The organism is Streptacidiphilus albus JL83, from assembly GCF_000744705.1.
Taxonomy (GTDB): domain Bacteria; phylum Actinomycetota; class Actinomycetes; order Streptomycetales; family Streptomycetaceae; genus Streptacidiphilus; species Streptacidiphilus albus.
Genome location: NZ_JQML01000001.1, coordinates 5,033,515 through 5,058,815, shown reverse-complemented (window position 1 = coordinate 5,058,815; position 25,301 = coordinate 5,033,515). Strand labels below are relative to the sequence as shown.

At 67.8% G+C, this 25,301-nt stretch carries 30 protein-coding genes; 21 read left to right on the top strand and 9 right to left on the bottom strand.

From position 1 onward, the window contains the following. Positions 1 to 43: 43 nt before the first annotated feature. The 4 genes from BS75_RS22030 to BS75_RS22015 all read right to left on the bottom strand — a co-directional run bounded on the left by BS75_RS22030 (position 44) and on the right by BS75_RS22015 (position 3,431). Positions 44 to 1,126 carry a CU044_5270 family protein gene (locus tag BS75_RS22030; protein WP_052069603.1) on the bottom strand — a complete coding sequence of 361 codons (1,083 nt, stop codon included), beginning with the start codon at positions 1,124 to 1,126 and terminating at the stop codon, positions 44 to 46. Continuing rightward, on the bottom strand, positions 1,123 to 1,743 hold the full coding sequence (locus tag BS75_RS22025) for an RNA polymerase sigma factor (protein WP_034089488.1): 621 nt from the start codon (positions 1,741 to 1,743) through the stop codon (positions 1,123 to 1,125). The genes BS75_RS22030 and BS75_RS22025 overlap by 4 nt, the downstream gene beginning before the upstream one ends. Before the next feature lie 377 nt (positions 1,744 to 2,120). Then, complete coding sequence (locus BS75_RS22020; protein WP_231607860.1) at positions 2,121 to 2,858, bottom strand: hypothetical protein; 738 nt, start codon at positions 2,856 to 2,858, stop codon at positions 2,121 to 2,123. 123 nt (positions 2,859 to 2,981) lie between these two features. Continuing rightward, entirely contained in the window at positions 2,982 to 3,431 is a 450-nt protein-coding gene (locus BS75_RS22015) for a DoxX family protein (RefSeq protein ID WP_034089487.1), read from the bottom strand. A gap of 171 nt (positions 3,432 to 3,602) precedes the next feature. Between BS75_RS22015 and BS75_RS22010 the strand changes: the two genes are divergently transcribed. Continuing rightward, positions 3,603 to 4,835, top strand: coding sequence for an amidohydrolase family protein (locus BS75_RS22010; protein ID WP_231607859.1), 1,233 nt, complete (start codon positions 3,603 to 3,605; stop codon positions 4,833 to 4,835). A gap of 571 nt (positions 4,836 to 5,406) precedes the next feature. On the opposite strand, the gene BS75_RS22000 is transcribed toward BS75_RS22010, so the two are convergent. Next, positions 5,407 to 6,162, bottom strand: a complete 756-nt coding sequence (locus BS75_RS22000) for a GntR family transcriptional regulator (RefSeq protein ID WP_034089485.1) — start codon at positions 6,160 to 6,162, stop codon at positions 5,407 to 5,409. A gap of 370 nt (positions 6,163 to 6,532) precedes the next feature. Between BS75_RS22000 and BS75_RS46810 the strand changes: the two genes are divergently transcribed. Beyond that, complete coding sequence (locus BS75_RS46810) at positions 6,533 to 7,087, top strand: GntR family transcriptional regulator (protein WP_081982506.1); 555 nt, start codon at positions 6,533 to 6,535, stop codon at positions 7,085 to 7,087. Between the two features lie 81 nt (positions 7,088 to 7,168). Here the strand turns inward: BS75_RS46810 and BS75_RS21990 are convergent, their stop codons facing one another. Further along, the gene (locus tag BS75_RS21990) at positions 7,169 to 8,629 is read right to left on the bottom strand and encodes an IS1380 family transposase (RefSeq protein ID WP_081982220.1); all 1,461 of its coding nucleotides are present in this window, start codon (positions 8,627 to 8,629) and stop codon (positions 7,169 to 7,171) included. A gap of 119 nt (positions 8,630 to 8,748) precedes the next feature. On the opposite strand from BS75_RS21990, the gene BS75_RS46805 reads away from it, so the two are divergent. The 6 genes from BS75_RS46805 (at position 8,749) to BS75_RS21965 (ending at position 11,893) form a co-directional block, all read left to right on the top strand. Continuing rightward, positions 8,749 to 9,027 carry a UTRA domain-containing protein gene (locus BS75_RS46805; RefSeq protein WP_042437731.1) on the top strand — a complete coding sequence of 93 codons (279 nt, stop codon included), beginning with the start codon at positions 8,749 to 8,751 and terminating at the stop codon, positions 9,025 to 9,027. After that, on the top strand, positions 9,024 to 9,356 hold the full coding sequence (locus BS75_RS50480) for a hypothetical protein (protein WP_231607858.1): 333 nt from the start codon (positions 9,024 to 9,026) through the stop codon (positions 9,354 to 9,356). The genes BS75_RS46805 and BS75_RS50480 overlap by 4 nt, the downstream gene beginning before the upstream one ends. A 293-nt stretch (positions 9,357 to 9,649) precedes the next feature. After that, a complete protein-coding gene (locus tag BS75_RS21980) occupies positions 9,650 to 9,913 on the top strand; it encodes a DUF7848 domain-containing protein (RefSeq protein ID WP_034093525.1) in 264 nt (87 codons plus the stop codon). Positions 9,914 to 10,330: 417 nt separating this feature from the next. Then, positions 10,331 to 11,203, top strand: a complete 873-nt coding sequence (locus tag BS75_RS21975) for an SAM-dependent methyltransferase (protein ID WP_152645814.1) — start codon at positions 10,331 to 10,333, stop codon at positions 11,201 to 11,203. Between the two features lie 4 nt (positions 11,204 to 11,207). Next, positions 11,208 to 11,498, top strand: coding sequence for a hypothetical protein (locus BS75_RS21970; protein WP_034089482.1), 291 nt, complete (start codon positions 11,208 to 11,210; stop codon positions 11,496 to 11,498). Beyond that, positions 11,492 to 11,893 carry a hypothetical protein gene (locus BS75_RS21965; protein ID WP_034089481.1) on the top strand — a complete coding sequence of 134 codons (402 nt, stop codon included), beginning with the start codon at positions 11,492 to 11,494 and terminating at the stop codon, positions 11,891 to 11,893. The genes BS75_RS21970 and BS75_RS21965 overlap by 7 nt, the downstream gene beginning before the upstream one ends. 124 nt (positions 11,894 to 12,017) lie before the next feature. Here BS75_RS21965 and BS75_RS21960 read toward each other — a convergent pair whose 3' ends face one another. Genes BS75_RS21960 through BS75_RS21950 form a run of 3 tightly spaced genes read right to left on the bottom strand, consistent with a single transcriptional unit; the run spans position 12,018 to position 14,495 of the window. Beyond that, entirely contained in the window at positions 12,018 to 12,941 is a 924-nt protein-coding gene (locus BS75_RS21960; protein WP_042437735.1) for an FkbM family methyltransferase, read from the bottom strand. 4 nt (positions 12,942 to 12,945) lie between these two features. After that, positions 12,946 to 13,713, bottom strand: a complete 768-nt coding sequence (locus tag BS75_RS21955) for a glycosyltransferase (RefSeq protein WP_034093523.1) — start codon at positions 13,711 to 13,713, stop codon at positions 12,946 to 12,948. Further along, a complete protein-coding gene (locus BS75_RS21950) occupies positions 13,710 to 14,495 on the bottom strand; it encodes a GntR family transcriptional regulator (RefSeq protein WP_034089480.1) in 786 nt (261 codons plus the stop codon). The genes BS75_RS21955 and BS75_RS21950 overlap by 4 nt, the downstream gene beginning before the upstream one ends. Before the next feature lie 201 nt (positions 14,496 to 14,696). Between BS75_RS21950 and BS75_RS21945 the strand changes: the two genes are divergently transcribed. The 13 genes from BS75_RS21945 to BS75_RS21885 all read left to right on the top strand — a co-directional run bounded on the left by BS75_RS21945 (position 14,697) and on the right by BS75_RS21885 (position 24,736). Beyond that, positions 14,697 to 15,071, top strand: coding sequence for a hypothetical protein (locus BS75_RS21945; protein ID WP_152645817.1), 375 nt, complete (start codon positions 14,697 to 14,699; stop codon positions 15,069 to 15,071). Between the two features lie 97 nt (positions 15,072 to 15,168). Next, positions 15,169 to 15,462 carry a hypothetical protein gene (locus BS75_RS21940; protein WP_034089478.1) on the top strand — a complete coding sequence of 98 codons (294 nt, stop codon included), beginning with the start codon at positions 15,169 to 15,171 and terminating at the stop codon, positions 15,460 to 15,462. 124 nt (positions 15,463 to 15,586) lie between these two features. Beyond that, a complete protein-coding gene (locus BS75_RS21935) occupies positions 15,587 to 16,588 on the top strand; it encodes a hypothetical protein (RefSeq protein WP_042437783.1) in 1,002 nt (333 codons plus the stop codon). A gap of 20 nt (positions 16,589 to 16,608) precedes the next feature. After that, on the top strand, positions 16,609 to 16,941 hold the full coding sequence (locus BS75_RS21930; protein ID WP_034089477.1) for a hypothetical protein: 333 nt from the start codon (positions 16,609 to 16,611) through the stop codon (positions 16,939 to 16,941). 160 nt (positions 16,942 to 17,101) lie between these two features. Further along, positions 17,102 to 19,315 (top strand): P-loop NTPase family protein, encoded by a 2,214-nt coding sequence (locus tag BS75_RS21925; protein ID WP_034089476.1) that lies wholly within the window; start codon positions 17,102 to 17,104, stop codon positions 19,313 to 19,315. Positions 19,316 to 19,465: 150 nt separating this feature from the next. Continuing rightward, on the top strand, positions 19,466 to 19,708 hold the full coding sequence (locus BS75_RS21920) for a hypothetical protein (protein ID WP_034089475.1): 243 nt from the start codon (positions 19,466 to 19,468) through the stop codon (positions 19,706 to 19,708). 58 nt (positions 19,709 to 19,766) lie between these two features. Beyond that, positions 19,767 to 19,958 (top strand): hypothetical protein, encoded by a 192-nt coding sequence (locus BS75_RS21915; RefSeq protein WP_034089474.1) that lies wholly within the window; start codon positions 19,767 to 19,769, stop codon positions 19,956 to 19,958. 20 nt (positions 19,959 to 19,978) lie between these two features. Then, positions 19,979 to 20,647: a hypothetical protein gene (locus tag BS75_RS21910; RefSeq protein ID WP_034089473.1), complete on the top strand. Its 669-nt coding sequence runs from the start codon at positions 19,979 to 19,981 to the stop codon at positions 20,645 to 20,647. Next, the gene (locus tag BS75_RS44630; RefSeq protein ID WP_052069602.1) at positions 20,644 to 21,051 is read left to right on the top strand and encodes a hypothetical protein; all 408 of its coding nucleotides are present in this window, start codon (positions 20,644 to 20,646) and stop codon (positions 21,049 to 21,051) included. The genes BS75_RS21910 and BS75_RS44630 overlap by 4 nt, the downstream gene beginning before the upstream one ends. Positions 21,052 to 21,140: 89 nt before the next feature. Then, positions 21,141 to 22,034 carry a bifunctional DNA primase/polymerase gene (locus BS75_RS21900; RefSeq protein ID WP_034089472.1) on the top strand — a complete coding sequence of 298 codons (894 nt, stop codon included), beginning with the start codon at positions 21,141 to 21,143 and terminating at the stop codon, positions 22,032 to 22,034. Beyond that, positions 22,031 to 23,053: an AAA family ATPase gene (locus tag BS75_RS21895; protein ID WP_034089471.1), complete on the top strand. Its 1,023-nt coding sequence runs from the start codon at positions 22,031 to 22,033 to the stop codon at positions 23,051 to 23,053. The genes BS75_RS21900 and BS75_RS21895 overlap by 4 nt, the downstream gene beginning before the upstream one ends. A gap of 118 nt (positions 23,054 to 23,171) precedes the next feature. Further along, on the top strand, positions 23,172 to 23,360 hold the full coding sequence (locus tag BS75_RS21890; RefSeq protein ID WP_034089470.1) for a helix-turn-helix transcriptional regulator: 189 nt from the start codon (positions 23,172 to 23,174) through the stop codon (positions 23,358 to 23,360). Continuing rightward, positions 23,354 to 24,736: a tyrosine-type recombinase/integrase gene (locus BS75_RS21885; RefSeq protein ID WP_034089469.1), complete on the top strand. Its 1,383-nt coding sequence runs from the start codon at positions 23,354 to 23,356 to the stop codon at positions 24,734 to 24,736. The genes BS75_RS21890 and BS75_RS21885 overlap by 7 nt, the downstream gene beginning before the upstream one ends. The last annotated feature ends 565 nt before the right edge of the window (positions 24,737 to 25,301 follow it).

The following is a 25,301-nucleotide window of genomic DNA, read 5'->3' as shown; positions in this document are numbered from 1 at the left end:
GGCCACACCGCTGGGCCACAGGTCGTCACCGTGCACTCGGGGCCTACGGCAGCTGCCCGGCCTTGTCCACGACGCCGCGAGTGATCACGGCAGTGCTGCTCAGGACAGTGCCGACCTTGAGGTCGGGGTCGGTGGCGTCCTTCTGCGCGCTCGCGCTGAGCGAGGGGCTGCCCGAGGGACTCGGCATCGCGGCTTCGGCAACTGCCTGGACCGACTCCGAAGCCAGGAACTCGTGGGTCTTCGCATCGAAGATCCACTCGGTGCGCACCCCGACGCTGTCCTCACGCGCGATGCCCACGCCCTTGCGACCCAGCATGTCCACGGCGTTCGGCACCAGCTCGGTGCCGGGGATCAGCGCCGCAGCCCGGTAGAAGGCGGCGCTCACCGCCGCCGGAGCCGTCGTCCCGTCCAGCGCATCGCCGATGGCCACGAAGGCCTCGTCGTCGGGGGTGTGCCCCTTGCCCTTGGTCTGGGCGTAGATGAGCTTGAGCAGCTCGTGCGGGTCGGTCGGCAGCGTGGCCAAGTAGGCGTAGGTGGGGGTCTGGATGCTCGGCTGGGTGACGGGGTCCAGCGACTGGTGCGGCACTCGCGGAGTGGCGTTCGGGGCCTCCAACAGACCTGCCTGGCTGCCGTCCACCGACAGCCAGAGCTGCCGCTCATAGGGGCCGTAGAAGTGGGCCGTGTCCTTGCCGCCGGCGTCCTGCACGATGTCGTACGAGCTCTCCTTGGTCTCCACGTAGACGAACTGGTCGCTGCGCGGCCCGGTGCCGATGTTCGCGCTGTAGGCCGTGTCGGCGATGCTGTCGAGCAGCGCCACCGCCTGCTGGTGCGAACCCGCGAGGGGCTCGCCGACGGCCATCGGGGCGGTGGTGCTGCCGCCGGGGCCGGCGGCGCCCCCGGGGGAGGTGATCAGCGCAACCGCGGCGACGGTGGCAACCGCCGCCGTCAGCGCGCCTGCGGCCAGCCACGCACGGCGGACGGTCGACGGTGCTGCGGGCCTGTGGATCTCGGTCATCAGGTGCCCTCTCAGTACAGTGCGGCGGTCGTCCGTGAGGGCCGGCGCGCCGGGGACGGGCAGGAGGGCGGACAGCTCGGCCCGCTCTTCCGGGCTCGGGGCGGCGTTCATCGGTTTATTCCCTTCTGGTACGACTGGGACGGTTCATCCCGTCCTGCCAGGTACTGTCCGGACTCGGGGGCGAGTTCCAACTCCTTCGCGGCGAGCGCCTGGAGGCGGGTCCGAGCGCGGGAGAGGCGCGAGCGGACGGTGCCCACCGGCACGCCCAGCGCCTCCGCCGCCGAGACGTAGTCCAGGCCGGACCAGACCACCAGCGCGAACACCTCCCGCTCAGGGCGCCGCAGCGCCGCCAGCGCGCGCTGGGCCGCAGCCAGCCTCGCCGCGTCGTGCATGCGGTCCACCAGTTCGTCGGCGAAGTCCGGGACGACCTCGCGCGGCGGCACGCGCTCCATCGCGGCCCGGTGCCGGCGCGCCGAACGCGCCGTGTTGCGCAGCACGTTGGTGGCGATGCCGAACAGCCACGGGAGCAGCGGGCCACCGTCCTCGTGCAGCGAGGTCCGCAGTCGCCAGGCCTCCAGGAAGGTCAGCGAGACCACGTCCTCGGCGGTGGACCAGTCGCCGGTGCTGTGTGCGGCGTATCGGTGGACGGCCTGGCCATGGGTGTCGAAGAGCGCGGCGAAGGCCGCCGTGTCTCCGGCGCGTATCCGGGTGCGTTGGGAGTTCTCCACGCCTTGTCCTGTCCGCAGCGAGGGAGGAGTTCCCAGATTGTTCCAGGCACTTGCCCAAGGTCCCGCAGGATGCCGAGCCTGCGCGGAGCGCCGTTCCGGGCTGCGCGTCGGCGGGACGACTTCACTGCCCGGCAGGCGGCATCACAGTGTTGGAAGCAGAAGGCCCCCGACCGTCTTGCCTGGTCAGGGGCCATTCCCGGCGGAGAGCGAGGGATTCGAACCCTCGGGCGGAGTCTCCCCCGCCGACAGTTTTCAAGACCAGCTTTGCAAGAAGGGCAGCACCACGCCTGACCAGCGCGCGAGCCGTTCACCGAGCCCCGGAAGGCCTTGGCGTTCCACGTATGTTCCACAGGCCTTGATCATCGGCGGTGAGAGGCTCACTCTGCAAGCTCGCTACTCCCCTGAGGCGTCTCTCCTCCAGTGCGCGCCGGCGGGAGCAGGAGGTCACGGTCAGGGTGGATTCCGCCGCGCACCTGCCCCTGGACGCCGAGATCTTCTCGGGCAGAATCATGGAACTCGTTGATCGCCCGGAAGACTGCTCGGTTTCGTTCACGCCAATCGTCCAACGATCCGGGGATCTCGCGGTCGGCTTGCCAGTCGACCTCGCGTGCTGCGGCATTCAGCTCGTGTGCGGCCTCGATGACGACGTCACCGCCCAGCAGCATGATGCGCTCGAACGCCTGCCCGCGAAGCCGTCTCGCCGCCGCCATCTCTGCGACCATCTCGGCCCCGGTCCGCTCGCTCGCGCGTATGCCTTCCCTGTCCTCGTAGAACCGGACCGCCATGAATATGCACTCACGGACGCAGTCAACGTAGCCCTCGTAGGCGGAGAGCTTCTTGTCGTCCCAGCGCGTAAGTAGCCCATCTTGGTTCCGGGCCTTCTCGGCCGCCGCGTTGGTCCAGTAGGTGGCCAGCGAGCCGAGCAGCACGGCTCCGATCGCTACGAGCTGCTCGATGATCCCCAACGCGTCCCTCTCATCGGTCCAACTGCTCTTGTCCTCAAGAGGATCGTAGGAGTGAGAGGTGTCGGGCGTCCCCGACAGCACGAACCCCGCCGTATTCGTGTAGTAGCTGGCTAAATGAGTAGAAAAGCGCTGGAACAGGGGTGTTGTCACTCGCCGTCGGATGCTATTCCTGCTGGTCATCCGAGGTGCAGTGACCCTGTGACAGCAGTGACACCCCACTGTTTCAGCGCTTGTGAGGTCCACTCCGAACGAGGCACCACTTCATTGCGCCGCCTACTGGAACAGGGAGAGAGCGTGGTCGAGTGACCAGCTCTGCCACGCCATGCCCAAGAAGGCAACGACCGAGATGAGGGCCATCATCAGGTTCTGCCCTTGCTCGCCCCAGTCGTGGATCATAAGTACGAAGTAGATCAGGTTGAGTACGAGGCCGGCGATGAGCGCTATGGGCGTGAGGAATCCGAAGACGAGGCCCAGGCCGAGGGCGAGTTCCGCGTACGCGACGATGTAGGCCATCAGCCTAGGTCGCGGGCTTACAACCTGGTCAAAGCCCTGCTTAACGATCGGCCACCGGTGCTTCTCCGCGATGCCCGCCGCCCAGGTGATGCCGCCGCCGGCGAACCACGTCTTCTTGTCCTTGTGGCGCCAGCTCTCCAGCCACCACAGACCGAGGCCGATCCGCAGCACGGCGAGTCCTTCGGCGCCACTGAGCCACATCGTGTGCATCCAGAGCCCTCCGCCCCTAAGGTGATGGACCGTCAGTTCAGCGGATGTGCACTGAACCCGCAAGGGGAAGTCCGTGACGTGTGCTTGTGGTTCGCAGGGGAAGCCCATAGCCTCGATCTGACGATACGTCAGATTTGCTTTGAGTCCGTCGCCCGGCAGGGAGTGACCATCGTGACCGAGATCGACAGCACGGACCTTCCCCTGGTTATCAGCGTGGATGACCACGTGATCGAGCCTGCTCACCTCTTCGAGACATGGCTCCCGAGCAGGTTCCGCGACCTGGGTCCGAAGCCCTTCACGGCCGGGATCGGTGACCTCCAGTACATTGGCGGGAAATACCGGTTCACCACCGACCCCGAAGGCCAGATCACCGACTGGTGGCGCTATGAGGGAGAGATCTTCCCCTACAAGCGGATCATCGCTGCAGTGGGCTTCTCTCGGGACGAGATGACGTTGGACGGCATCACCCGTGAGGAGATGCGACGCGGTTGCTGGGACCCCAAGGCCCGACTCGATGACATGACGCTCAACCATGTCGAGGCGTCGCTCTGCTTCCCGACCTTCCCGCGCTTCTGCGGCCAGACCTTCTCAGAGGCCAAGGACAAGGACGTCGCTCTCGCCTGCGTTCGCGCCTACAACGACTGGATGGTGGAGGAGTGGTGCGGCGACAGCGGGGGCCGGCTCATTCCTCTGTGCCTCATCCCCCTCTGGGACGTTGACCTCGCCGTGGCGGAGATCAAGCGCAATGCGGCTCGTGGGGTGCGGGCTGTGACCTTCAGCGAGATCCCGACCTACCTGGGCTTGCCGTCCATCCACTCCGGCTACTGGGACCCGTTCTTCGCGGCCTGCGAGGAGACTGGCACGGTCGTGAACATGCACATCGGCTCGTCCTCGCAGATGCCAGCAGCCTCACCGGACGCGCCCCCGGCTGTACAGGCAACGCTGAGCTTCAACAACGCGATGGCGTCGATGACAGACTTCCTCTTCTCCGGGGTGCTGGTGAAGTTCCCCCGCCTCAAATTGGCCTACAGCGAAGGCCAGATGGGTTGGATACCCTACGCCCTGGAACGGGCGGACGACGTCTGGCGGGAGCATCGCGCCTGGGGCGGGGTCAAGGACCTGATTCCTGAGCCGCCGTCCACCTACTACTACCGACAGATCTTCTGCTGCTTTTTCCGCGACAAGCACGGCATCGAGGCGATCGAGACTGTCGGCGTCAACAACGCAACCTTTGAGACCGACTACCCCCATGTCGACTCGACCTGGCCCGACACGCGACAGGTCGCCGCAGAGCACGTCGCTGGTCTCTCGCCGGAGGTCACATACAAGCTCATGCGGGGGAATGCCATTCGGATGCTCGGCCTGGCCTTCGACGAGGGGCGTAGGGCCGAGGCTGCCCGCTGACGAGCAGCACCCAGGCGCCAAGATCCGGCCCGCCGTTGCTGAATCTGATGTTCGTCACCCGAGCAGGACACCAACCCCATGGATCAGGAGAGAACGCTATGGCTACTGCTGAAGGCCCATTCATGTCCACGGCGTCCCAGGGGATCACTTCCGGAGCGGATCTGATACTGCCGGCGTCAGCCTTCGTGGACGAGCGCCAGGTGCGGGTTCAGGGCGCGTTCCCCAATCCGTACCACACGTACTACGTATCCGTGGGTGATGTCCAACTCCCGCGCCTCGGAGGGATGGTGTCTCCCGACGGCACCTCTGTGCGGGTAGCGCAGGGGGCAGAACTCGAACCGTCGACGCCCATCGCAGTGGGGGCAAAGATCACGCAGCTCGGCCCTCGCTCCAACGTGGTTCCGAGCTCCGGCAATGAGTGGATGAAGTGGGTACACGAGAGGTAGAAGGGCAGCCACAACAGGGCAGTGGATGACGCCTGGCGAGCACCCTTGGCGCGGCTGAGGCGCCCGTCCGACTCTCCTTCGGGCGGGCGCCGACGTTGCTCGCGCCATGATGGTCGGCCGGAACGTCAGAGGTTGATAGGCACCTCGTAAACGATCTCGCCGAGGGCAACAGGGATGACAATGTCCGCCGTCTCTACGGCACGCCCATCATCGCTGAAATAGGTCCGCCTGATCGTGGTGGCCAACGCTCCCCTCGCCACACCGAGGAGCGCGGCTTCTTCGTCGGTTACATGGCAGGGCTCCGGAGCCTCGATCGCGCGGCTGACGGTAATCCCGATCGAGGCCATACGGTCCACTACCCCCGCGCCGGCCAATGGGCCGCCTTCGGGGAGGACGACGATCGTGCCCGCAGTGAGATCGTATGGTTCCCAACTCGTCGTCAGTTGGACTGGTTTGCCATCTGCCAGGAACTCGTACCTCGTGCAGACGCACAGGTCGCCCTCTGCGATGCCCAGGCGTGCCGCAATGTCTGCGGGGGCGGGAACCTTGGCCTCCGTACGGCTGTCCCACGAGCCGTGTTTGCCGAGGCTCGCCATGTCCCCCTTGAAGGGTGAGCCGCCCCGCTCCTCGCGCGAACGGGCGCGCACCATCGTCAGTCGAGGACGGACCTCGGCGACGTATGTGCCGGACCCTGTGCGCCCTTCGAGAGCGCCCTGAGTGATCAGTAGCTCCTGCGCACGGCGAACGACATTGTCGCCAACGTCGAACTCGTGTGCCAGTTGTGCCCGCGAAGGTAGGCGGTCCCCTGGTGACCACTCCCCGCTCGTGATGCGCTGCTGTAGCGCATCGGCAACTCGAAGGTAGGGCGGTTGCTCTCGCATATGGAAAATCTAGTCCACTAGCCCTAAGCTAGTGGACTAGCTTCACTTTGTGCGACCTTCGAAGCTCGGGAGGACCATCTTGTGCTGTCATCCGCCATCCGCGCCGGCGCCATTGCTGCGGGCATCTCCGCCATAGGCCTACGTCCGCAGGTGAGCGATCGGGGTGACTACGTCCAGATCGAAACGAAGGTGCCGCCCTCCGCCTCTGCCGACGTCTGGCAACCCCTCTTAGCCCTGCTCGAAACGGCTGACACATTCGGCCTGGTCAGCAGTGCGCGGCGTGGCTTGGTTGCCACGGCGCTTGTCCGCAAAGGCGTCCCAGCGCCCCGGCACGGCGCCGCCGCCACCCCATCCGGACCGTCAGAAACTGGTGATCATCCCGATGGCCATTCGCTATCCACACGTAGCTGATGAACTCCGCCGCATGATCGCGGCAGGAGAGCTCATAGCTGACGCACAACTTCCCAGCGAGGACGAGCTCTCCGTCAAATTCGGAGTAGGCGTTCCGACCCTGCGGCGCGCTCTCGACGTGCTTCAGGATGAAGGGCTGATCGAGAAGCAGCATGGCCGGGGGAACTTTGTACGTCGGCCTCGTCAGAGAATCACCTACACGAGCAATCGAGGCAGGTCTGAGGGAAGCAGCAATGCCTCTGGCCTGCACGTAGTCAGCATCAGCGCCAGGAAGATCGAAGCCGATGACGCGCACGCGGCTCTGCTGAACGTGAGGGCCGGCTCCGCACTCGCCGAGTACGTCTACCTCGGAGAGCAGAACGGCGTTCCACGCAGTCTCGCCCGCGTCTACGTTCCTTTCCAGGGGGATTTGGACAAGGCCTCGACCTCGATTGCTCAGCGGCCTGACGTCGGTAGTTGGCTCGGCTGCATGACCGGTTTGTCCTCGGCCGTTCGAGGTTGGTCCGTCGCGTGACGCTGCGGGGTGCGCCGGGTTCCACGGCCCGGTGGCTTGCCCTCTCTCCTTGCTGGTCCTTGTCGGGGTAGTGGCCGGCCGTCAGGCGGGGGCCGGAAGCTCGGTGGCGCGCTGCCAGGCGGTGGTGAAGGCCGCTGCCCAGGGCCATTGCCGGTCCAGGTGCAGGGTGCGGCGTCTGGCATGGGCGGTGAGGCGGGCAGGGAGGTGGTAGAGCTTCCTGCGGATCGTTGCCGGTTCGGCGCCTGCCAGTTCTGGCTCGTCATGCAGCAGTAGGAGGCGGGTCCAGGCGTCTAGGTCGGCGGCGAGGGTGGAGGCCACCACCCAGGCCGTGTTGACCTGCCAGGACTTGGAGGGCAACAGCCCGAGTCCGACCCGTTTGATCGCCTTCACCCGGTCCTCCACCTCGGCGTGATCGCGGTACAAAGCGTCGAGGAACCAGGCCTGGCCGGAGCCGGGGACGGCGCAGAGGCCCTGGTGGGCGGGGATGTTGGTGGCCACGATCTGGTAGCGCCAGCCGGTGTGCTTCTCGAAGGCGGTGAGCTTCTTGGAGTCGCGTCGCGAGGGCTTGACTCGGCGCACGATCAGCCGCAACCCAGTGGGCCAGCCCGACAGGTCGCGCAGGCCGGTAATCTCGGCGACCTGGTAGGTGACGGTGCCGCCGTCCTCGGCCTTGATCTCGTGGATGCTGCCGTCCTGGCGTAGTGCCGCAGTCCACACGTGTCGGGGCAGCAGGGCGATGGCCTGCTCGTCGGCTTGGTTGATGGCCCAGCCGGTGACGAAGCGGACCCGGCGTCGTGTGGTGGTCAGGGCCTGGAGGTGGTCGAGCAGGCCGTGGGAGAACGCCGCGCCGTCGATGCGGACCAGCAGTTTCGACCACAGGGGCAGCGGGATCTGCCGCAGGGAGGCGGCCAGGACCGTCTTGTGGTCGGCGATGTCGTTGGGGGCGGCGTTGCCCGGCCGCAGCAGCATGGCGACGCACTCGCGGGTGTTGGCGACCCAGGCTCCCAGCGGCATGTGTCCGAACGATCCTTTGTAGGTGCCGGCCGCGCCTTCCTTCTTGCTGGTGCAGGGCACGATGGTGGCGTCCAGGTCAAGGACGTACCAGCCGGTCAGCACCCGGCCGGCGACCTGTATCCAGGGGAAGCCGCCGGGCCGCAGCGTCAGCCAGGTCCACACCACGCGCCGGATGGCGGCCCGCACCCGTTCGATGCGCGCGGCGACCGGGGCGTCGATCGCCTCCAGGGTGCGGCGCAGAGTGCTGTCGGAGACTGGGCTCGGGAACAACGGGCGCCAGTGGAACTGGAGGTGCTCGGCCTCCAGGAGGTTCGTGGCTCCCAGGGCGATTGCGCAGGCCAGCTGGACCAGTGCCAGGCCGCGGTCCCGCCAGCCCGGCCCGCTGCCTGCTGGGAGTACAGCGGCCAGCGCGCGGGCCAGGCCGAGCCGGTCGGCGACCTTGCGCAGCAGCACGATGCCCGCCTGCCCGACCAGGTTCTTCACGTCGGCCCGCACGGCGAGCCGGTGATCCCATTGGGTACTCTGCACCTGTTGGGTGTCTCTTCTCTGCGGCGTTCTTGATCTCAGCAATCAGATCATCGCAGGTGGGAGGCACCCTTCTGCTGTCGGTGCGTCAGCTCGCATTCTCTGCTGAATATCCGAGGTCGATGCACTGGTCGCCCTGGGACGGGGATTCGGCCGAGCGGGCCGGGGCCCTGGGGGCTGGAGGGGCAACAACCGTAGTGGAGCGGGTGTCATCAAGGCTGCCTACGCCGAATGAGGTCGCCACCCTCCGCCTTACCCCCCGGACGTCCGTGCTCGTGATTGAGCGGACAACGGCCGATGCGAGCGGCCGAGTGGTCGAGGCCGCGCTCCTGGCCCTTCCTGGTGATGCGGAGGCAGTCTTTGCCACCGAGTTGCTTGATCAACTGGAGGACGAATCGTGAGCGAGAGGGGAGGGGCCGAGAGTGAAGGGGCGACGCGCCGCCTGCAGGGCATCGACCATGCGCGACGTGCCCAGGTTGAGCACACGGTGAAGCCGGACGAGGAACCGGCGGTGGTCGTGGGAACGCGGATGCACGACGTCGTGCATGACCGAGTGGGAGTGGTGATGGAAGTTAAGCCCCAATGGGTCTTTCTGCGCCCGGTGCACGGCGGCGTGGAGTGGCAGGCCATGCCGGAAGACTTGGAGCCTGCTGCCCCGGTCGATCGCTCGACGGCCGAGTTGCGTGCTCGGGTGGCGGAGGTCAACAGGCTTTCGAGGTTGGGACTGTGAACGGGCTGCGGGCGCCGACCCGCAGGGACTCGTATCGGTCGCCGTGGTTCTCGGACTCGTTCGACTACGGGTTCCCGCTGCCGGCTCCGGTGGCGGTGCGCGGGTGTGGGGTGTGTGCCGGCATGGCTGCGACCTTGGCGGGGATCGTCGGAGATGCGTCGGGGGCTGCGGATGTGCGAGTGCTGATGCGGCGTCATCTGCGCGCCGCGCACGGTGGGTAGTCACTCGCCCTGGTGGGCTCCGAGCAGCGAGAGGGATTGGATCTTGAGCCGGTTAGTTGTGGGGTGTCCGGGATGGGGCTGACGAGGACGTTTCGGTTTCGTCGGTACGACCTGCACCCCGATCCGACGGCGTCGCCGTTGTGGGGGGCGGTGTGCGTGACGCATTCGGATCCGGCCGACGAGGATGCCCCGGAGTGCGGTGCGCTGTCGGGTGACTGGGACACCGAGGCGAGGGCGAACCAGTGGATCGCGGAGCACGTGCGGGACACGGGTCATGCCAACTACCAGTACATTCAGCGCTCCTATGTGAACGCGGTGCCGGGTGAGTGGCTGTGAGCGGTGAGCCGTCCGCGTGTGAGGTGGAGTTGTGGTTGCGGGCGGCGAGGATCGCTACGGCGTTCGCTCCCGCTCGTGGGGTGTGTGAGGTCCTGGCGCGGAGGCTGCCGCGTGAGGGTCTTCGGTACGTGCCTCCGGTGGCCGGCCCTGTTCTGGTCGGGCGTCGGCCTTCGTGATCCGGGCTGTGCCCGGTTGTTGATCTCCCGTTCCGGACGGTGTCTTTCTCCCTTCGCCGTCCCGGGGCGGGTTCCCGGGGACCCCGGCCCCCCGTGCGGCCTCCCCTTCGTGGCGGCCGGGCCGGGGTCCCCTCTCTTCTCCCCCTCTTTCTCTTTGCCGGCGTGCCGTTGCGGTGTGGTCGGCCTGTGCTTGACGGATCGGTGGTGTGCAGTGGATTTCGATTTCGTGGGCGATCCCCGGATGGACCCTGGTGAGGACTCCTCGTCCTTCGTCGCGAGGATGCTGGACTTCTCGTTGGGCGGGGTGGTGAACGCGTTGGCGGGCGGGCGGGACAACTGCGAGCTGCACCGCACGTTCGCTCGGGAGTTGGAGGAGGTGGCTCCGGGCGCGGGTGCGGCTGCGCGGGCGGCGTTGGCGTTCCGGCAGGACGCGGCGCAGGAGATGGCGCGGGTGCACGGGCTGTCGCAGGTGCTCGACCTGGGCTGCGGGTTACGGGCTCCGTGGGTGTCGGGCGCCGGGGGCCGGAGCGGGGGTGGTCTGTGGGCGGGTCGGAACCCGCTGGATGTGGCGGCGATCGTGCGGGCGGTGCACCCGGGCGGGCGGGTCGCGTTCGTGGACGACGACCTCCACGCGATGGTTGCGGCACGGGCGCTGCGGGCGGAGGGGGACAGCGTCGCGGTGCGGGTGGTTGACCCGCTGGACCTGGGGGCGGTGTTCGCCGATCGGGGAGTGGGGCGGGTGCTGGACCTGTCGGAGCCGTTGGGTGTGCTGGCGGTCTCGCTGCCGTGGCGGTTCCGGGTGCAGGCGGATGCGGCGTGGTGGGTGGGGCGGCTGGCGGGGATGCTCGCACCGGGCAGTGTGCTGGCGGTCAGTCAGCCGGTCAGCAGCATGAGCGACATCCGGCGCGAGGCGACCGGGGTTCTGCGGACGGTGACGTGGAGCGAGGGGTGCGGGGTGAAGCGTCCGTCGGCGGTGGCGTCGCTGTTCGCGGGGCTTGAGGTGCTGGCTCCGGGGGTCGGTGATGTCGGGGACCGGGCCGTGGACCGTGGCAGGCCGGACCCGGACACGGTGTTGTTCGCCGAGTGGGGCGCGCTGGCGCGCAAGGGAGCGTGACGCGGTGGACGCCGTTGCGTGGTTGAGCGGGATTCCCTGGTCGTCCGGCGAGTGCTTCAAGTGCGAGGACAGCGACGTGCCGGTGACGCACCTGGGCGTCCTGGAGGGCGCGGGGGGTGCGGTGGAACTGTTCGCCTGCCAGGGGTGCGCGTTCCGCCTGGAGTCCCGCTACACCGGCGTCCTGCAGGGCACCCACCGGCCGGCCGCGTATCCGCTGCGCGCCCGCACGGGGCCGGATCACGGCGTGGATCCCCGGGCCCGGCTGGGTGCCGCAGGAGCGGGGTCCCGGTGGTGACGGCTTTCCGTAGTGATCATCCGCACGACGCCCTGTCCTGTGACTGCTGCACCGTGCCGGGTCTGCGCGGCGTGCGGTGGGTGCAGGCGTGGGGCGGCTTCCTCAACCAGCCTGATTGGACCGGAATGTCATTGACGATGTTGGTGTGCGCGGCCTGCTTCTACGGGGTGGGGCTGGCGTTGATGTCCGTGCGGGGGAAGATCCGCGAGGACGACTACTGGGCCTACTGGCCCGTTGGGTTGGCCAACCTGACGATGGAGGGGACTCCGGGGCTGTCGAGGGTCCGCAGGGAGCGCCCGGCGGCGTTCGCACTGCTGATGGCGTTCCTGTGGGTGTTTCAGCTGACGCTGTGGCCGGTGCTGGCCCCACTCGGGGAGTGGAAGCCCAGGAAGTGAGCGGGCGAAGAGACGCTCGTGATTCCTCCAGACACCAGTTCCTCTTCTGGGGAGAGTAATGGAGCCGAGCTAGGCCCTGGGCCATCGGCTGGGGCATCAAGGTGGTCGGCTCGAACATGGGGCGCTACTGCAGGGTCTCGGCATCCACTCGGGAGAAGATCAGATCAGTCCCCTCGCGGATCGCCTTGTTCCAGCGGGTCACGGTGCTCATGGGCTGTCTGACCGCGCTTGGATAGCTGGCTACCGTGTAGTCGTTGGTGATGCGGTAGGCATGGAAGCCGTACGAGCCCATGGTTTCCATGAGGTCGTCGATGGAATCCCCGAGCATGGCCATGCGCTCGGGGGTTACCTCGATGGCGATCTCCGCCGATGGCGGTAGCAGTCGAAGGACAGGGGCGAGTCCGCGAACTACCGCGCCTTCGGCACCCTCTACGTCGATCTTGATGATTCGGGCCTTGGCCACCTCTGCATCGGTCAGCAACTCGGGCAGCGGCAGAGCGCCGATCTTGAAGGTGCTCTCAGCAGGACCGTCGTAGGGCACGATGCTGTTGGCACCCATGTTGTGAGAGCTAGCCAGGATGAACGTCAGCAGTTGGTTCTTGTCGGAGACTGCGGCGTTGACCGTCCTCACGTTGCCGAGCCCGTTCAACTGGATGTGCTTCTCGACCCAGCGGTGGAAAGTCGGGGATGCCTCGATCGACACCACCCTGCCCGCCGGCCCGACGAGGCCGGCGGCAAGGATGGTGTCGTATCCGATGTTGGCGCCGACGTCGATGAAGGTGTCTCCGGGGCGGATCCGACGCTGAATCCAGTGCGTCAGATGCGGCTCCCAGACGCCGAACAGGTAGATGTACCGCTGTATGAGGTCCCGGGTGTCGACGGCGAACCTGGCGCCGAACGTGGTGCGGACGACTCGCCTTCGTGGGTTGTCGCGAAGCCAGGAATTCAGGTGCTTCTCGACAACCCACCCCTTCCCCAGCGTTCCAGGGGCGTACCTGACGTAGGACCGGCCAAGGGTGGCCAGGGCCTCCGGAACGAAGCGGTTCAACTCCTCAGTCCTCCGCCGGGTAGCGCCAACGGAACCAGTCCAGCGCGCGGGCGCGGGCCTCCACGATGGCCATGCGCGCGTCGCGTTCAATGGCAGCGGTGTGTGTCGGCTGGGCGGTCGCCTGGCCAGGCCACTTGCGGTAGTGGAGACCCACCTCGCCGTTGAACCACCCACGGCTCACCGTGTTGAGGGCGAGCAGGAGACCGGTGTCCTCGCTGGCGGGGAGGGCCATCCAGCCGCCCAGGGCGAGCAGGAGGTCATAGCGGATGCAGAGCGTCGCCGGGTGAACCGAGGCGCGGAAGCTGTTGGCCTTCCAGAACTCCATCACCGTCCCGCGCTCGATAGGCCCCGGGGCCGGGTCGCCATCGAAGCCCTGAGTCGACCCGTCGGGCAGCAGGTCCAAGACCCGAGAGGTCGCCCAGCCGATGCTTGGGTCTGCGGTGAGCGCCGCCAGGTCGCGCGCCAGGGCACCAGCCGGCAGCACGTCGTCGGCGTCCAAGACCTTGATGATTTCGGCGTCGGCGGCGCGGGCCAGGGCCATCGTGCGGGCCACGCCGGGACCGCCAGGGCGCCCCTGCTGGAAGCTGATCCGCTCGTCATCGGGCACATGGGGAGCGACGTCGTCGGAGAAGCCGTCCTCTTGGATGACCCAGCGCCACTCCCAGCCTTCAGGGAGCTCCTGGTCGCAGATCGACTTGTACGCATCCGGCAGGAACTGCGCCGACGGCGGGTGGACGGCCGTAATGATGATGATGCGCCGCAAGGCACTCACCACCTTTCCAAGTGAGTGGTGAAGAGCATTTCCGTACGGTCGCCGGGGTTGGTGACGTCGGAGATCTCCACCGGACGTCCGGTGGTGTCGAACGAGGTCTTGCGGAGGAGGATGACCGATGTGCCAGGTGGCAGAGCGAGTTCTTCAGCCTCCTCGGCGCTCGCCGGCCTGGCCGTGATGCGCTCCTCGATCCGGGAGAGTTCGATGCCTACGGTGAAGAGCTGGTTCTGCGTACCGCCCGGCCATGGCTCCTTCGTCTCGTCAGAGAGATCGGGATTCCCGGCGATCAGGTCACTGACGATGTAGGAGTGGACGAGGCTGAATGGCGCGTCCTCGATCCGGTAGCGCGTTCGGTAGATGCGCTCAAGCAGCGGAGTTCCCTCGTCTACGCCGAAGGCGGCGGCAAGATCACTGTTCGCCCGTATCTCCTGGTACTTGGCGAAGAACAGGAGATCGTCCACCTGCAGGCCGGTGTCGTGCTCCGTCGCCCCGGTGCGTGCCCGAATATCGTCGGGTTGCCGGGCACGGTCCTTCTCCCACTGGTGTCGCAGGTTGCTGCGCTGAACAAGCTTGCGAGGCCGACGCACGAAGTTGCCGCGACCGTGGATCTTCTCGATCAGGCCCTCGGCCTGCAACAGCCCGAGGGCCTGACGGATGGTCGGAACGCTCTTCCCGTACCGCGTGGCGAGAGCTGTCTCCGTAGGAAGCCGGTCTCCCGGCTTCATCTCACCTGCGCGAATGGGTCCACGTAGGTCTTCCGCGATCCGCTCGTAGACCGCCATCGCTGATCACCTGTCCTAGTCGTGTTGCGACACCCAGCATACGAGTCCTTAAGAGGTCTTGACGAGTGGGCGTGGGCTACGTCATAGTCTTGGCAACTCCTAAAGAGGACTTGAGGACAAGTCCTCTTTAGGAAAAGTCGAGTGCTGAGGGTCGGCTCTGCCGCCGTCTTCGGCCTGCCTCTAGTCCTGAAGGGGGAACCGATGCGACTCGCGATCGGGGACGCGGTCTATGACCGCACTGACATGACGCTCGGCATGGTTGCCGGCGTCATCAACAACGCGAACGGCAGCTGCGTCGTCCTGCGGCTCTCCGGCGAGGGCCTGCGCCAGGTGATGCCGTACGACCTGGAGATCGTGGCCCGGTCGTCGAAGGCGACGACGGCCGGCCGGAGCCTGGCGACCGGAGCCGCCGTCATCACGGCTACGGCTACGGCTCTGTTCAGCAGCGTGGCCGAGGCGGGCGCTAACGGTGCCTTGGTGCCGACTGTCCTGGTCGGCGTCGGCTCCTACACGGCCGTGATGGCGATCTATCGCCTGTGGCTCCGCATCACCGGGCCGCGGCGCATCCGCGTCTGAGTACGGCACACGCTGCGGGTGGCGGTCGACGGGTCAACGAGGCTCGCCACCCCTGGCGCCTCCTCCCATCCCGTTCCAGGCATCAGGAGAGTTCCATATGCGTACGTACATCGGACAGCAGGAGGCCATCAGTGCCTCCGAGTTCGAGGAGCTGGCCCTCGGCTTCGACGCCGATGAGCAGCTCCCGGAGTTCCTGCAGGAGCTGTTCCTCGGCACACCGGGGGAGAACGCCAAGGCCCGTGCCGTCCGCCAGGAGGCGGCGCGCGGGGTCCTGGCAGACCTGGAGACCGAGGCGCCCGAGCTGGCCGCCTACGTCGCGGTCCTGTTGAACGCCACGCCGTTGATCCAGCGCAGCATCATCCGGCGTGCGGTCTGGGGCGAAGCCGCGTGAGTGTCCGGAGCCGCCTCGAAGCGGCACTGCCGAAGGCCCTGCCGTTTCTGGGGACGGCTGCCGTGCTCACCACGCTCACGGCCCGCTCACGACAGGGCGGATGGTGGGTGTCGTGAGCGCGACGATGAGCCCGGATCAGGTACGCCGGGCCGAGCTGGCGTTGAATGTGGGGACGTGGGCGATCACCGCAGGCGCGGTGCTCTACAGCGTGCTCACGGTCACTCCGCTGATGGCCGGTCATAGTCCAGTGGGATGGCACTGGACGGCCCCGATCCTGCCGCTGGTGGTCGATGCGGCGGTGGTCATCGTGGTCCGGATGGACAGCACCCTTGCCCGCTTGGACGCGAACGGGGGCCGGTGGCCCGCCGCCCTGCGGTGGATGACCGGCATCATGACCGTGCTGCTCAACACCGCCCTGTCCGCGCTGAACCGGGACCCGGTGGGCGTGGCCGTGCACGCCGTCGCGCCCCTTCTGCTGATCGTCACCTCGGAAGCCTCACTGGCTTACCGCAGGGCGATCGGCAGGGCGCTTGAGGCGCGCCAGGCTGCTGAGCGCGCGGAGCGGGCGGAGCGCCAACGCCAGGCCGAGGAGCGCGATCGGATGGCCCGCGAGGCGCGCCAGGCCGAGCGGGACGTGGCGGAGCAGCGGGAGCGTGAGCGCCGTGAGCACGAAGCCCGACTGGCGCACGAGCAGCGTGAGCACGAAGCACGGCTGCGGCGCGAGGAGCGCGAAGAGCAGGCTCGCCGGGAGGCTGCCGAGCGGGCCGAGCGGGAGCGCCGTGAGCACGAGTCTCGTGAGCGTGAGCACCGTGAACGTGAGGCGAGCGAGCGTGAGCGCGCCGAGCGGGCCGCCGCCGAACAGCGCTTCCGGCAGGTGGCCGAGCAACTGCGCCAGGAACTACTGATCGCCCCTGCGGTGAGCGAGAAGGTGCCGGAGGCAGACGCTCGGCAAACCGTGCACGTTGCGATCGCTGCTGGCCTGCCGCAACGACGGGCGGTGGAGCTGACCGGCTGGTCGGCCGGATGGATCGCCGCCCGCTACCAGGAAGCACGCGAGACCCGCCCCGAACTCCACGCCGTCCCCGACCTCACCGAGGGCACGCCCGTGCCCGCCACCACCCGCTGAACCGGAAGGAACACCCCGCTATGAGCAACCACGCCCCCAGCGCCGCCACGCAGACTGCCGCTGCCCGCATCCTGCTCGCCCTGGTCACCCGGTTCCCCGACCTGCCCGCCGTCGGCTTCGACATCACCGCCTACCCGGTGGGGCCGAACCTCAGGGTCAACGCCCACGACCCGGCCGCGTTCGAACAGTGGCGCGAAGCCCTGGCCATGGACCCGCAGACCGCCGCCGGCGAGCCCTACGACACCTTCCACACCATCGAGATCACCCGCGACTACGACGGCATCCGCCTGCTGCTCGTCGGCTACATGCCGCTGCCCGTTGAGTCGGCCGAACCCGCCCCGATCGCCGCCTGACGAACCGCCGACAAATTCGAGGCACTCGCCGACTCCGAGGGCCGCTGAGCCCCGAGCTCCTCAAGAACAGCGCCTTCTCCTGCACATGACCCGGGGCACGTCCCACGCCTGGACAGCAACGACGTGCCCCGGTCCCTCCCAGCATCGGAAGGAACCACCAGTGAACCACCCGAGTGAGGGCGACCCGGAGCGCGAGCTGTTCGCGCGCCTGGAAGCCGACATGAACACCCCCGCCCCGGTCACCGCCGGCGTGGACGCCAAGGCCGAGACCGCCGGACCCGCCGCCGCTCCGGCGGCCGCGCCCCCGGCGGACGGCTCGGGGCGGGTCGCGGGGGACTTCGAGGACCCTGAGGACGCCCCGCCCGTCTCGGTTCCGGCGGACCCGCCGGACCTGCCCGGACCCGGTATCACCGAGGTCAAGCGCCGTCCGATCGTCCCTGCCTGGGTCCGCAGCAAGGCCGACCTGACCAGCGCGCTGACCCGGGCCGGAATGAACGCCGGTTACGCGTGCGCGTTCCACTGCGTCCGGACCCCCTACTACGCCGCCCGCCTGGCTGGCACCGCCCCGATCGGCGCCGGCCGGTTCATGAAGGCCATGAACCGGTGGGTGTGGGACTTGGACATGGCCCCGCTGCGCGCCTCGGCGGTGGCCTCGGACAACGCATCCGAGTACATGACGCTGACCCGGGCACGGGACCGGCATGTGCGTTGGCGCTCGCTGGTCGCCACGGTCGCCTCGGTGTTCGGCCTGGGCTTGGCCCTGTCCATGTACGTCCTGGCTCCTCACTACCTGCTGGCCCTGGCGGGGGCTGCGGTGCTGGCGCTGGGCTTCGCCGGCCAGCGCCCGGACAAGCCCATCATCGGCCCGGCGGTGGTCAAGACCGAGTTGGAGAAGCTGACCACCTCGATCGTGCTGCGGGCGCTGGGTTCGATCGGCAACGACAAGATCAACAAGGCGCTGGCCAAGGGCGGGGAGGGCATCAAGTTCACCTCCGAGATCACCCGTGACGGTCCTGGCTACCGCGCGGAGGTGGACCTGCCCTACGGCGTCACGCCGGAAGACGTGATGGAGAAGCGCAAGGCCCTGGCGTCCGGGCTGCGCCGCAAGCTGGCGTGTGTGTGGCCCAGCCCTAACCCTGACTCCCACGAGGGCGCGCTGATCCTTTGGGTGGGCGACCGGCCCATGAACGAGACCAAGAAGCCTGCCTGGCCGCTGCTCAAGTCCGGCACGGTGGACCTGTTCAAGCCCGTGGTGTTCGGCAACGACCAGCGCATGCGGCCTGTTGAGGTCACCTTGATGTTCGCCTCGGTGGTGGTCGGCTCCATTCCGCGTATGGGCAAGACGTTCCTGATGCGGCTGTTGATGCTGATCGCGGCCCTGGACCCGCGCGCCGAGCTGTACGCGTTCGAGTTCAAGGGCACCGGCGATCTGGGTCCGCTGGAGCCGGTCTGCCACCGCTACCGCTCGGGTGACGAGGACGAGGACATGGAGTACGTCGTTGCCTCGCTGCGCGAACTGCGCCAGGAGATGCGCAGGCGCGCCAAGCTGATCCGGACCTTGCCCCGGGCGATCTGCCCGGAGAACAAGGTGACCCCGGCCCTGGCCAGCGACAAGAAGTACGGTCTGCACCCGATCGTGGCCGCGTTCGACGAGTGCCAGGTGCCCTTCGAGCACTCCGAGTACGGGGCGGAGATCGAAGACATCTGCACCGACCTGACCAAGCGCGGTCCGGCGCTGGGCATCATGGCGATGTTCGGCACCCAGCGCCCGGACGCCAAGTCCTTGCCGCCCGGCATCAACGCCAATGCCGTGCTGCGGTTCGCCCTGAAGGTCATGGGCAACATCGCCAACGACATGGTCTTGGGCACCTCGATGTACAAGGCCGGGTACCGGGCGACGATGTTCTCCCGCTCAGACAAGGGCATCGCGTGGATGGCCGGCGAGGGCGACGACCCGCGCATCGTGTGCTCTGCGTTCATCGACGGCCCGGCTGCCGAACAGGTCGTCGCCCGGGCCCGCAAGGTGCGCGAGGAGTACGGCAACATCACTGGCCACGCCGCTGGCCAGGCCCCCGCTGCGGACTCCGCGCCGGTCTACGACCTTCTCGCCGACATCCTCGCGGTGGTTCCCGTGGATGAGGAGAAGGTCTGGAACGAGAAGGTCGCCGCGCGCCTCGCCGACCTGCGTCCCGAGATCTACACGGGCTGGAAGAGCGAGACCGTCACCACCAACCTCAAGCCGCACGGCATCAGCGCCCAGGACGTCTGGGGCACTCCCGCCGGCGGAGGCAAGGGCACCACGCGGCGCGGAATCGCTCGTGCTGACGTGACCAAGGTGATTGCGGAGCGTATCCAGAAGCGCTCCGGCGACTGACCGCTTTCGGTGCTAGGCCTAGCGGCTCCCCCTGCTAGGTCTAGCACCTCTCCTAGCGGCAAATCGCTGCCCTGAGCTGGCATCTAGTACCTAGCACGTCAACTGGCAAGTTCCCGGAAGTCCGGCATCTGCGCCCTTGGAGACCCTCTCATGGTCAATGTCGTCGTGTGGCTGTTCATCTTCACTATCGGTTACATAAGCCTCTGTGCGGGGTCGCCCTTCGGGCGCTGCCGCCGCTGCAAGGGCTTCGGGTTCCTGATCCGTAAGACCCGCATGGGACACCTCCGGCGCGGCAAGGACTGCCGCCACTGCAACGCCACCGGGCTGCGTCTGCGGATCGGTCGCCGCATGTGGAACGCCTGGGCCCGTGCTCGCCGCGACGGTACCCGGTAGCCGAGCCACCGCGATCAGAGCACCCCTTCCTTCTCAACTTCACCCCTGGGGAAAACCCGTGACCGTGACCCTCTCCCTCGTCGCCTTCTTCGCTCTCGTCCTCGTGATGATGCTCCGCTCGCGGATGGTCAGCGCCGCCGGCGCCATCGTGGCCGCTCTCTTCGGCTTCTACCTCGCCGCCACCGGCGCCGCTGCCCCGATCAACCACTTCATCGTCGGCGCTTTCGGCGACCTCACCCACCTCCTCTGATCCGGAAGGAGCACGACAACATGTCCGAACCCACGACTCCGTGGTTCATCAGCCTCACCGAGAGCGTGTACGCCCTCGGCGCCGCTGCTCGCGAGTTCCGAGCCGCCTATCGAACTGCGCAGACGGCCTCCTGGCACGTCGACCCGGCCCGAGTCCTGCCGGTCGACGGTTCGGTGAGCGTCGTCGACGCCATGAGTTTCATCCGTCCGCACGATGAGGCTCTGCGGCAGCTCGGCGAGGCGTACGGCAGGTTGGACGCGCAGGTCCACCAGCTGTACGAGAACGCCGCGCTCGCCTACGCCTACGGCACCGCCGGTGTGCTGCTGGCCATCGCCTGCGGTGGCTGCCCCGAGTACGTTCACTTGGGGCGCAAGGACGGTCTGTACGTGCCCGAGGGCGGGGCGCTGCCCAACCTGCAGTACGCCCTCAGCAGTTGGACCGGGGCTGGGCGGCTTGCCGAGCTGCAGACCGCGTTGCACGAGCGGCAGCTCGCCGTGCAGGGGTTCGATGACCTCCCTCCCTTCGACTACCTGACGCAGTACGAGGCGTCCATGGCCGACGACACCGCCCAGTTCGCTCGTGGCCTGGCGGACAGTGCTTATGCCTATGGCGAGATGGCGGAGCGGGCCCTGCACTTCCTGCTGCTGCAGGCCAAGTCCGACCGGTACAGCGAGGACGGCGAGCGATGACCGACCACGACAGCACGCCCGCCGAGGTCGGCTTCCCCACTCCCGTGCTGGCGTACGCCGGTGCCCCAGGCGTGGTCGACGAAATCGTGTGGGTGACCGAGCAGGCGCAGATCCTCGGGCGTGGCGGGGAAGCCAGCCGTGAGTACTGGCTCCGGAAGGCCGCGCTGGTCGATCGGATTGCCCTGGCGCGGGTCCTCACCCACAGCCAAGAGGAAGTGCTGGACGCGGCGGAGATGGCCTCCAACGCCGCCGTGCAGTTGATCGAGTTCGACGAGCGCCAGGGCGACGGTCCTCAGAGGCCGGCCGCCGGGTCGATCCGCTTTTCGGACGCGATTATCGGCGCCGGATACCGCGCCTATGTGCGTCAGCAGTACTTCGCGTGGAGCAGGGCTCAGAACTCCTGAAATGAGCCCGGGGCAGCGGTCGACGGGTCAACGAGGCCCGCTGCCCCAGTAACTCCCATCCCTTCCAGGAAACAGGAGGTGCTATCAGCATGCACCAAAACAACCCCAGCCCGCTGGCTCTCGCCGCACGTGAGGCCGCTGTGCGAGGATGGTTCGTTTTCCCGCTCGCTCCCGGTAGCAAGCGTCCCGCCCTGCGCTCGTGGGAGAGCCGAGCCACGACCGCGCTTGGACGCATCGACCCCTGCTGGGCCTTCGGTGCGTACAACGTCGGCATCGCCACCGGCCCCTCCGGCCTGGTCGTCGTCGACCTGGACGTGCCCAAGCACAGCGGGGACCTGCCGCCCGCTGGCGCTGCCTCAGCCCTGGCCGATGGCCAGGATGCGCTAGCCCTGCTGGCCGAGACGGCGGGCCAGCCCTTCCCGAGCGGTACCTTCACCGTCCGCAGCGGCAGCGGGGGACGGCATCTCTACTTTGCTGCACCGGCGGGCATGCGGCTCCGGAATACCGCCGGAGTCCTCGGCTGGAAGATCGACACCCGCGCCCACGGCGGATGCATTGTCGGGGCGGGCAGCGTGGTCAACGGCCGCTCCTATCGGGTCGTTGACGACCGGGCCCCTGCTCCCCTGCCTGGGTGGCTCGCCGAGCGACTGGCACCGGCGCCCGTGCCTCAGCAGGGGTATCGGGTTGCGCCGTTGGCCCTCAGAGGCCGGAACGCGGCCTACCTCCGCGCTGCGGTCAACGCCGAGGTGGCCCGCGTGGCAGCGGCACCCACCAGCCGCCGCAACACCGCTCTCTACCTGGCCGCTGTGGCGCTGGGGCAGCTGGTCACGGGCGGGGAACTGCCTGCCGCCGATGTGACTGCCGAGCTCACCGCAGCAGCTCACGGGGTCGGCCTGCAAACCAACGAAATTCAGCGCACCATCGCCTCCGGCTTTCGGGCCGGCGCGCGGCGGCCTCGCACCATCGCTCGGAGCGCCGCATGAACGCCACCACGTACGACCCGTCCAACCTGTACACGGCGCAGAGCACGCCGGAGCCGAGGCCGCTTCAGCCGGCGCAGCAGCGCATCCGTACCGCGTGGACCGCCGACGAGCTGATGGCCACCGAGTTCCCGGAGCCGCGCTGGGCCGTTCCCGGGATCATCTCCGAAGGCGTCAACCTGCTCTGCGGACCGCCCAAGGTCGGCAAGAGCTGGCTCTCCCTCGGCCTGGCGCTCTCCGTCGCGGCCGGTGGCCAGGCGATGGAGAGCGTGCCCGTCGACGGCGGACCGGTCCTCTACCTGGCGCTTGAGGACACCGCGCGCCGCCTGCAGACCCGGATGCGGAAGATGCTCGGCGACCGCCGCGCTCCGGCCACGCTGACGCTGGCGACCTCCTGCCCGACCCTGCCCCAGGGCGGCAGCGAAGCCATCTCGCAGTGGATCGAGCGGAACGACAACGCGCGGATGGTCGTCATCGACGTCTTCGCGAAGATGCGCGGTCTGTCGGCCCCCGGAATGTCCGCCTATGACGCGGATTACGCGGCCGTCGGGCACGCCAAGCGGATCGCGGATCACTACGGTATCGCGGTGGTCCTGGTCCACCACGTCCGCAAGGCTGGCTCGGACGACTTCCTCGCTGAGGTCTCCGGCACCAACGGCCTGGCCGGAGCCGCAGACGCGACGCTCGTCCTGAAGCGCTCCCGGGGCCAGGCCGACGGCGTGCTGCACGTCACCGGACGCGACGTGGACGAGACCGAGTACGCGCTCCGCTTCGAGGCCGAGACGGGAGCCTGGCACCTCCTGGACGGGCCGGCCGAGGACCACACCATCGGCGACACCCGCGTCATGATCCTGCGTTACGTCCGGGACCACCCCGGGGCGAAGCCGAAGGAGATCACGGAGGCCACCGGTCTGGATGCGGCTCTGGTTCGCCAGACCTGCTCCCGGATGGCCAACGACGTTCAGTTGGTCCGGCGGTCCGGCGGCTACGTCGTACCTGGCCAGAACGGGGGACGGGCATGAACTGTCACACCAGTCACAGCGTCACCGGCGTCACCGCAGTCGCGCCGTGCCGCTGGGAGGCTGACCGGCTGTCCTGCTCCCCCGCCGTCACATCGCCTGCCCAGAAGGAGGGCTGAACATGCCCAAGCAGTCGACCATGCGTCTCCCCGAGGTGCTTGAGGAGTTGGCGATGTCCCGCTCCGCCTTCTACCGGATGCGGGCGCTGGGCAAGGCGCCGAAGTGCCTGAAGCTGCCGAACGGACAGATCAGGATTCGCCGGACCGACCTGGACTCCTGGCTGGCGAACTGCGAGGAGTTCCCGTGCTGACCTTCGACGTGCAGATCTACGCCATCCGCAACCTCCGACGTGGCCGCAAGCCGTTCCAACTTCGCTGGCGGGTGGGCACCGAGGTCCACTCGCGGACCTTCGCCACGACCACGCTCGCGGACGGACGCCGCTCGGAGCTCAAGACGGCGGCGCGCACCGGCGAGCAGTTCGACACCATCACCGGCCTTCCCGCCTCCGAGATGCGCCAGCTCCGACAGCTGAACTGGTACCAGCACGCGCGGGCCTACGCGGAGATGAAGTGGCCGAACTCGTCCGCCAAGTCCCGGATGGCGCGCGCCGACGCGCTTGCCACCATCACCCCGGCACTCGTCGTGGACAACCGCGGGGCCCCGGCCCCCGAGGTGCTCCGCAGGGCGCTCTCCTGCTGGGCTTTCAACTTCTCCGAGCACCGCCAGGAGCCCGCACCGGAAATCACCGCGGCGCTTGCCTGGATCGAGAATAAGTCGGTCGAGATGTCGCTCCTGGAGGAAGCGGACACGGTCCGAGCTGCCCTCAATGCGCTCGCCAAGCGCATGGACGGCAAGAAGGCCGCTGCCAACACCACACGGCGGAAGCGGATGGTCTTCAACAACGCGCTGCGCTACGCGCTGGAGAAGAAGAGGCTGACCAGCAATCCGTTGCTGTTCATCGACTGGACGGCGCCGGAGGTCGATGACGAGATCGACTGGCGGTACGTGCCGAATCCGGTCCAAGCCGCCCGGCTCATCGCTGTCGCCCCCGGCTTGGGAAGGCGCGGGTTCCACCTGGCCGCCTTCTTCGGCTGCATGTACTACGCGGCCATGCGGCCGGCCGAGGTAGCCGATCTGCACGAGGCAGACTGCACGCTCCCCGCCGATGGCTGGGGAGAGCTCGTCCTCGCCGGCAGCGCGCCACGCGTCAGCTCCATCTGGACGGACGACGGTCAGTCGTTCGAGCGGCGAGGGCTGAAGCGTCGCGCAAGGAAGGCGACGCGTCCGGTTCCGATCCCGCCCGAGCTCGTCAAGCTGCTCCGCGACCACATCGAGGAGTTCGGTGTCGGCCCCGAGGGACGGATGTTCCGCGCCTCCGAGGGCGGCCACCTGCTGAGCAAGGAGTACTCAGCGGCGTGGAAGAAGGTGCGGGCTCAGGCCCTCACCCCGGCACAGGTGAAGACCCCCTTCGCTGACGTCCCGTACTCGCTCCGGCACGCCGGCGTCTCGCTCTGGATCGCTTCCGGCGTCGACCCTGTAGAGGTCGCCCGCCGCGCCGGACACAGCGTCGCCGTGCTGTACCGCTTCTACGCCAAGGTTCTCGACGGCAAGCGCGACAAGGCCAACGACCAGATCGAAGCAGCGCTGAGGGAGGCCCGGAAGGGGCTGAGCGGGCCCGCAGCATAGTAGATTCCCAAGCCGAACGAGCGTCGTACTCACCTCCGAGGTGATAAGTACGGCGCTCGTTCTATAGCGGCCACGTACAGGCCGGGTGACGCGGCACCGAAAGCGTCGCCGGGCACTCGACCGGAGACCAGGACATCAATGAGCTCGAACTTGTCCTGACAGAAGAGGCGGACCACTTTGTCGGCCCCGCTCAGCGAGAAGCGGAGCGCGGTGGTACCGAGCTCGGGATCGTTGATGGGATCGCCCAAGGTCGGAGTCCAGGCCCGACCCGAGCTTCTCGCCGGCATGGAGCAAGGTCATGGAGACGGGCGAGCGCTTGTTCTTCACCTCGTCTGGCATGGCTGCCTCCGACACTCATGTTGAACGTGTTGAGCAAGGCCACCTCCCCCTCAACACCTGCAGTCGCACGTAGCGATGCGAATGCGAATGCCACCGAAGAGTTCTGGAGTTCGCCCTCGCGCAGGCGCATGGTATCGGTCACCAGCCAGACCTCGTCGGACATGACCAGGGCCTCCAGCATCGAAACACCGGAGGCCCCTTTGCTTCTCGTCGTCGGTTTAGCGGT

Bases quoted from the DNA above. Each gene is read 5' to 3' on its own strand.
- BS75_RS21920 (WP_034089475.1), top strand. From the start codon at position 19,466: ATGGTCAATGTCGTCGTGTGGCTGTTCATCTTCACTATCGGTTACATA.
- BS75_RS21945 (WP_152645817.1), top strand. From the start codon at position 14,697: ATGCGACTCGCGATCGGGGACGCGGTCTATGACCGCACTGACATGACG.
- BS75_RS22000 (WP_034089485.1), bottom strand. From the start codon at position 6,162: ATGCGAGAGCAACCGCCCTACCTTCGAGTTGCCGATGCGCTACAGCAG.
- BS75_RS22015 (WP_034089487.1), bottom strand. From the start codon at position 3,431: ATGCACACGATGTGGCTCAGTGGCGCCGAAGGACTCGCCGTGCTGCGG.
- BS75_RS21975 (WP_152645814.1), top strand. From the start codon at position 10,331: ATGGACCCTGGTGAGGACTCCTCGTCCTTCGTCGCGAGGATGCTGGAC.
- BS75_RS21935 (WP_042437783.1), top strand. From the start codon at position 15,587: ATGAGCCCGGATCAGGTACGCCGGGCCGAGCTGGCGTTGAATGTGGGG.
- BS75_RS21910 (WP_034089473.1), top strand. From the start codon at position 19,979: ATGTCCGAACCCACGACTCCGTGGTTCATCAGCCTCACCGAGAGCGTG.
- BS75_RS46805 (WP_042437731.1), top strand. From the start codon at position 8,749: ATGCACTGGTCGCCCTGGGACGGGGATTCGGCCGAGCGGGCCGGGGCC.
- BS75_RS21895 (WP_034089471.1), top strand. From the start codon at position 22,031: ATGAACGCCACCACGTACGACCCGTCCAACCTGTACACGGCGCAGAGC.
- BS75_RS21890 (WP_034089470.1), top strand. From the start codon at position 23,172: ATGCCCAAGCAGTCGACCATGCGTCTCCCCGAGGTGCTTGAGGAGTTG.
- BS75_RS21950 (WP_034089480.1), bottom strand. From the start codon at position 14,495: ATGGCGGTCTACGAGCGGATCGCGGAAGACCTACGTGGACCCATTCGC.
- BS75_RS21980 (WP_034093525.1), top strand. From the start codon at position 9,650: ATGGGGCTGACGAGGACGTTTCGGTTTCGTCGGTACGACCTGCACCCC.
- BS75_RS21930 (WP_034089477.1), top strand. From the start codon at position 16,609: ATGAGCAACCACGCCCCCAGCGCCGCCACGCAGACTGCCGCTGCCCGC.
- BS75_RS22030 (WP_052069603.1), bottom strand. From the start codon at position 1,126: ATGAACGCCGCCCCGAGCCCGGAAGAGCGGGCCGAGCTGTCCGCCCTC.
- BS75_RS21940 (WP_034089478.1), top strand. From the start codon at position 15,169: ATGCGTACGTACATCGGACAGCAGGAGGCCATCAGTGCCTCCGAGTTC.
- BS75_RS21900 (WP_034089472.1), top strand. From the start codon at position 21,141: ATGCACCAAAACAACCCCAGCCCGCTGGCTCTCGCCGCACGTGAGGCC.
- BS75_RS44630 (WP_052069602.1), top strand. From the start codon at position 20,644: ATGACCGACCACGACAGCACGCCCGCCGAGGTCGGCTTCCCCACTCCC.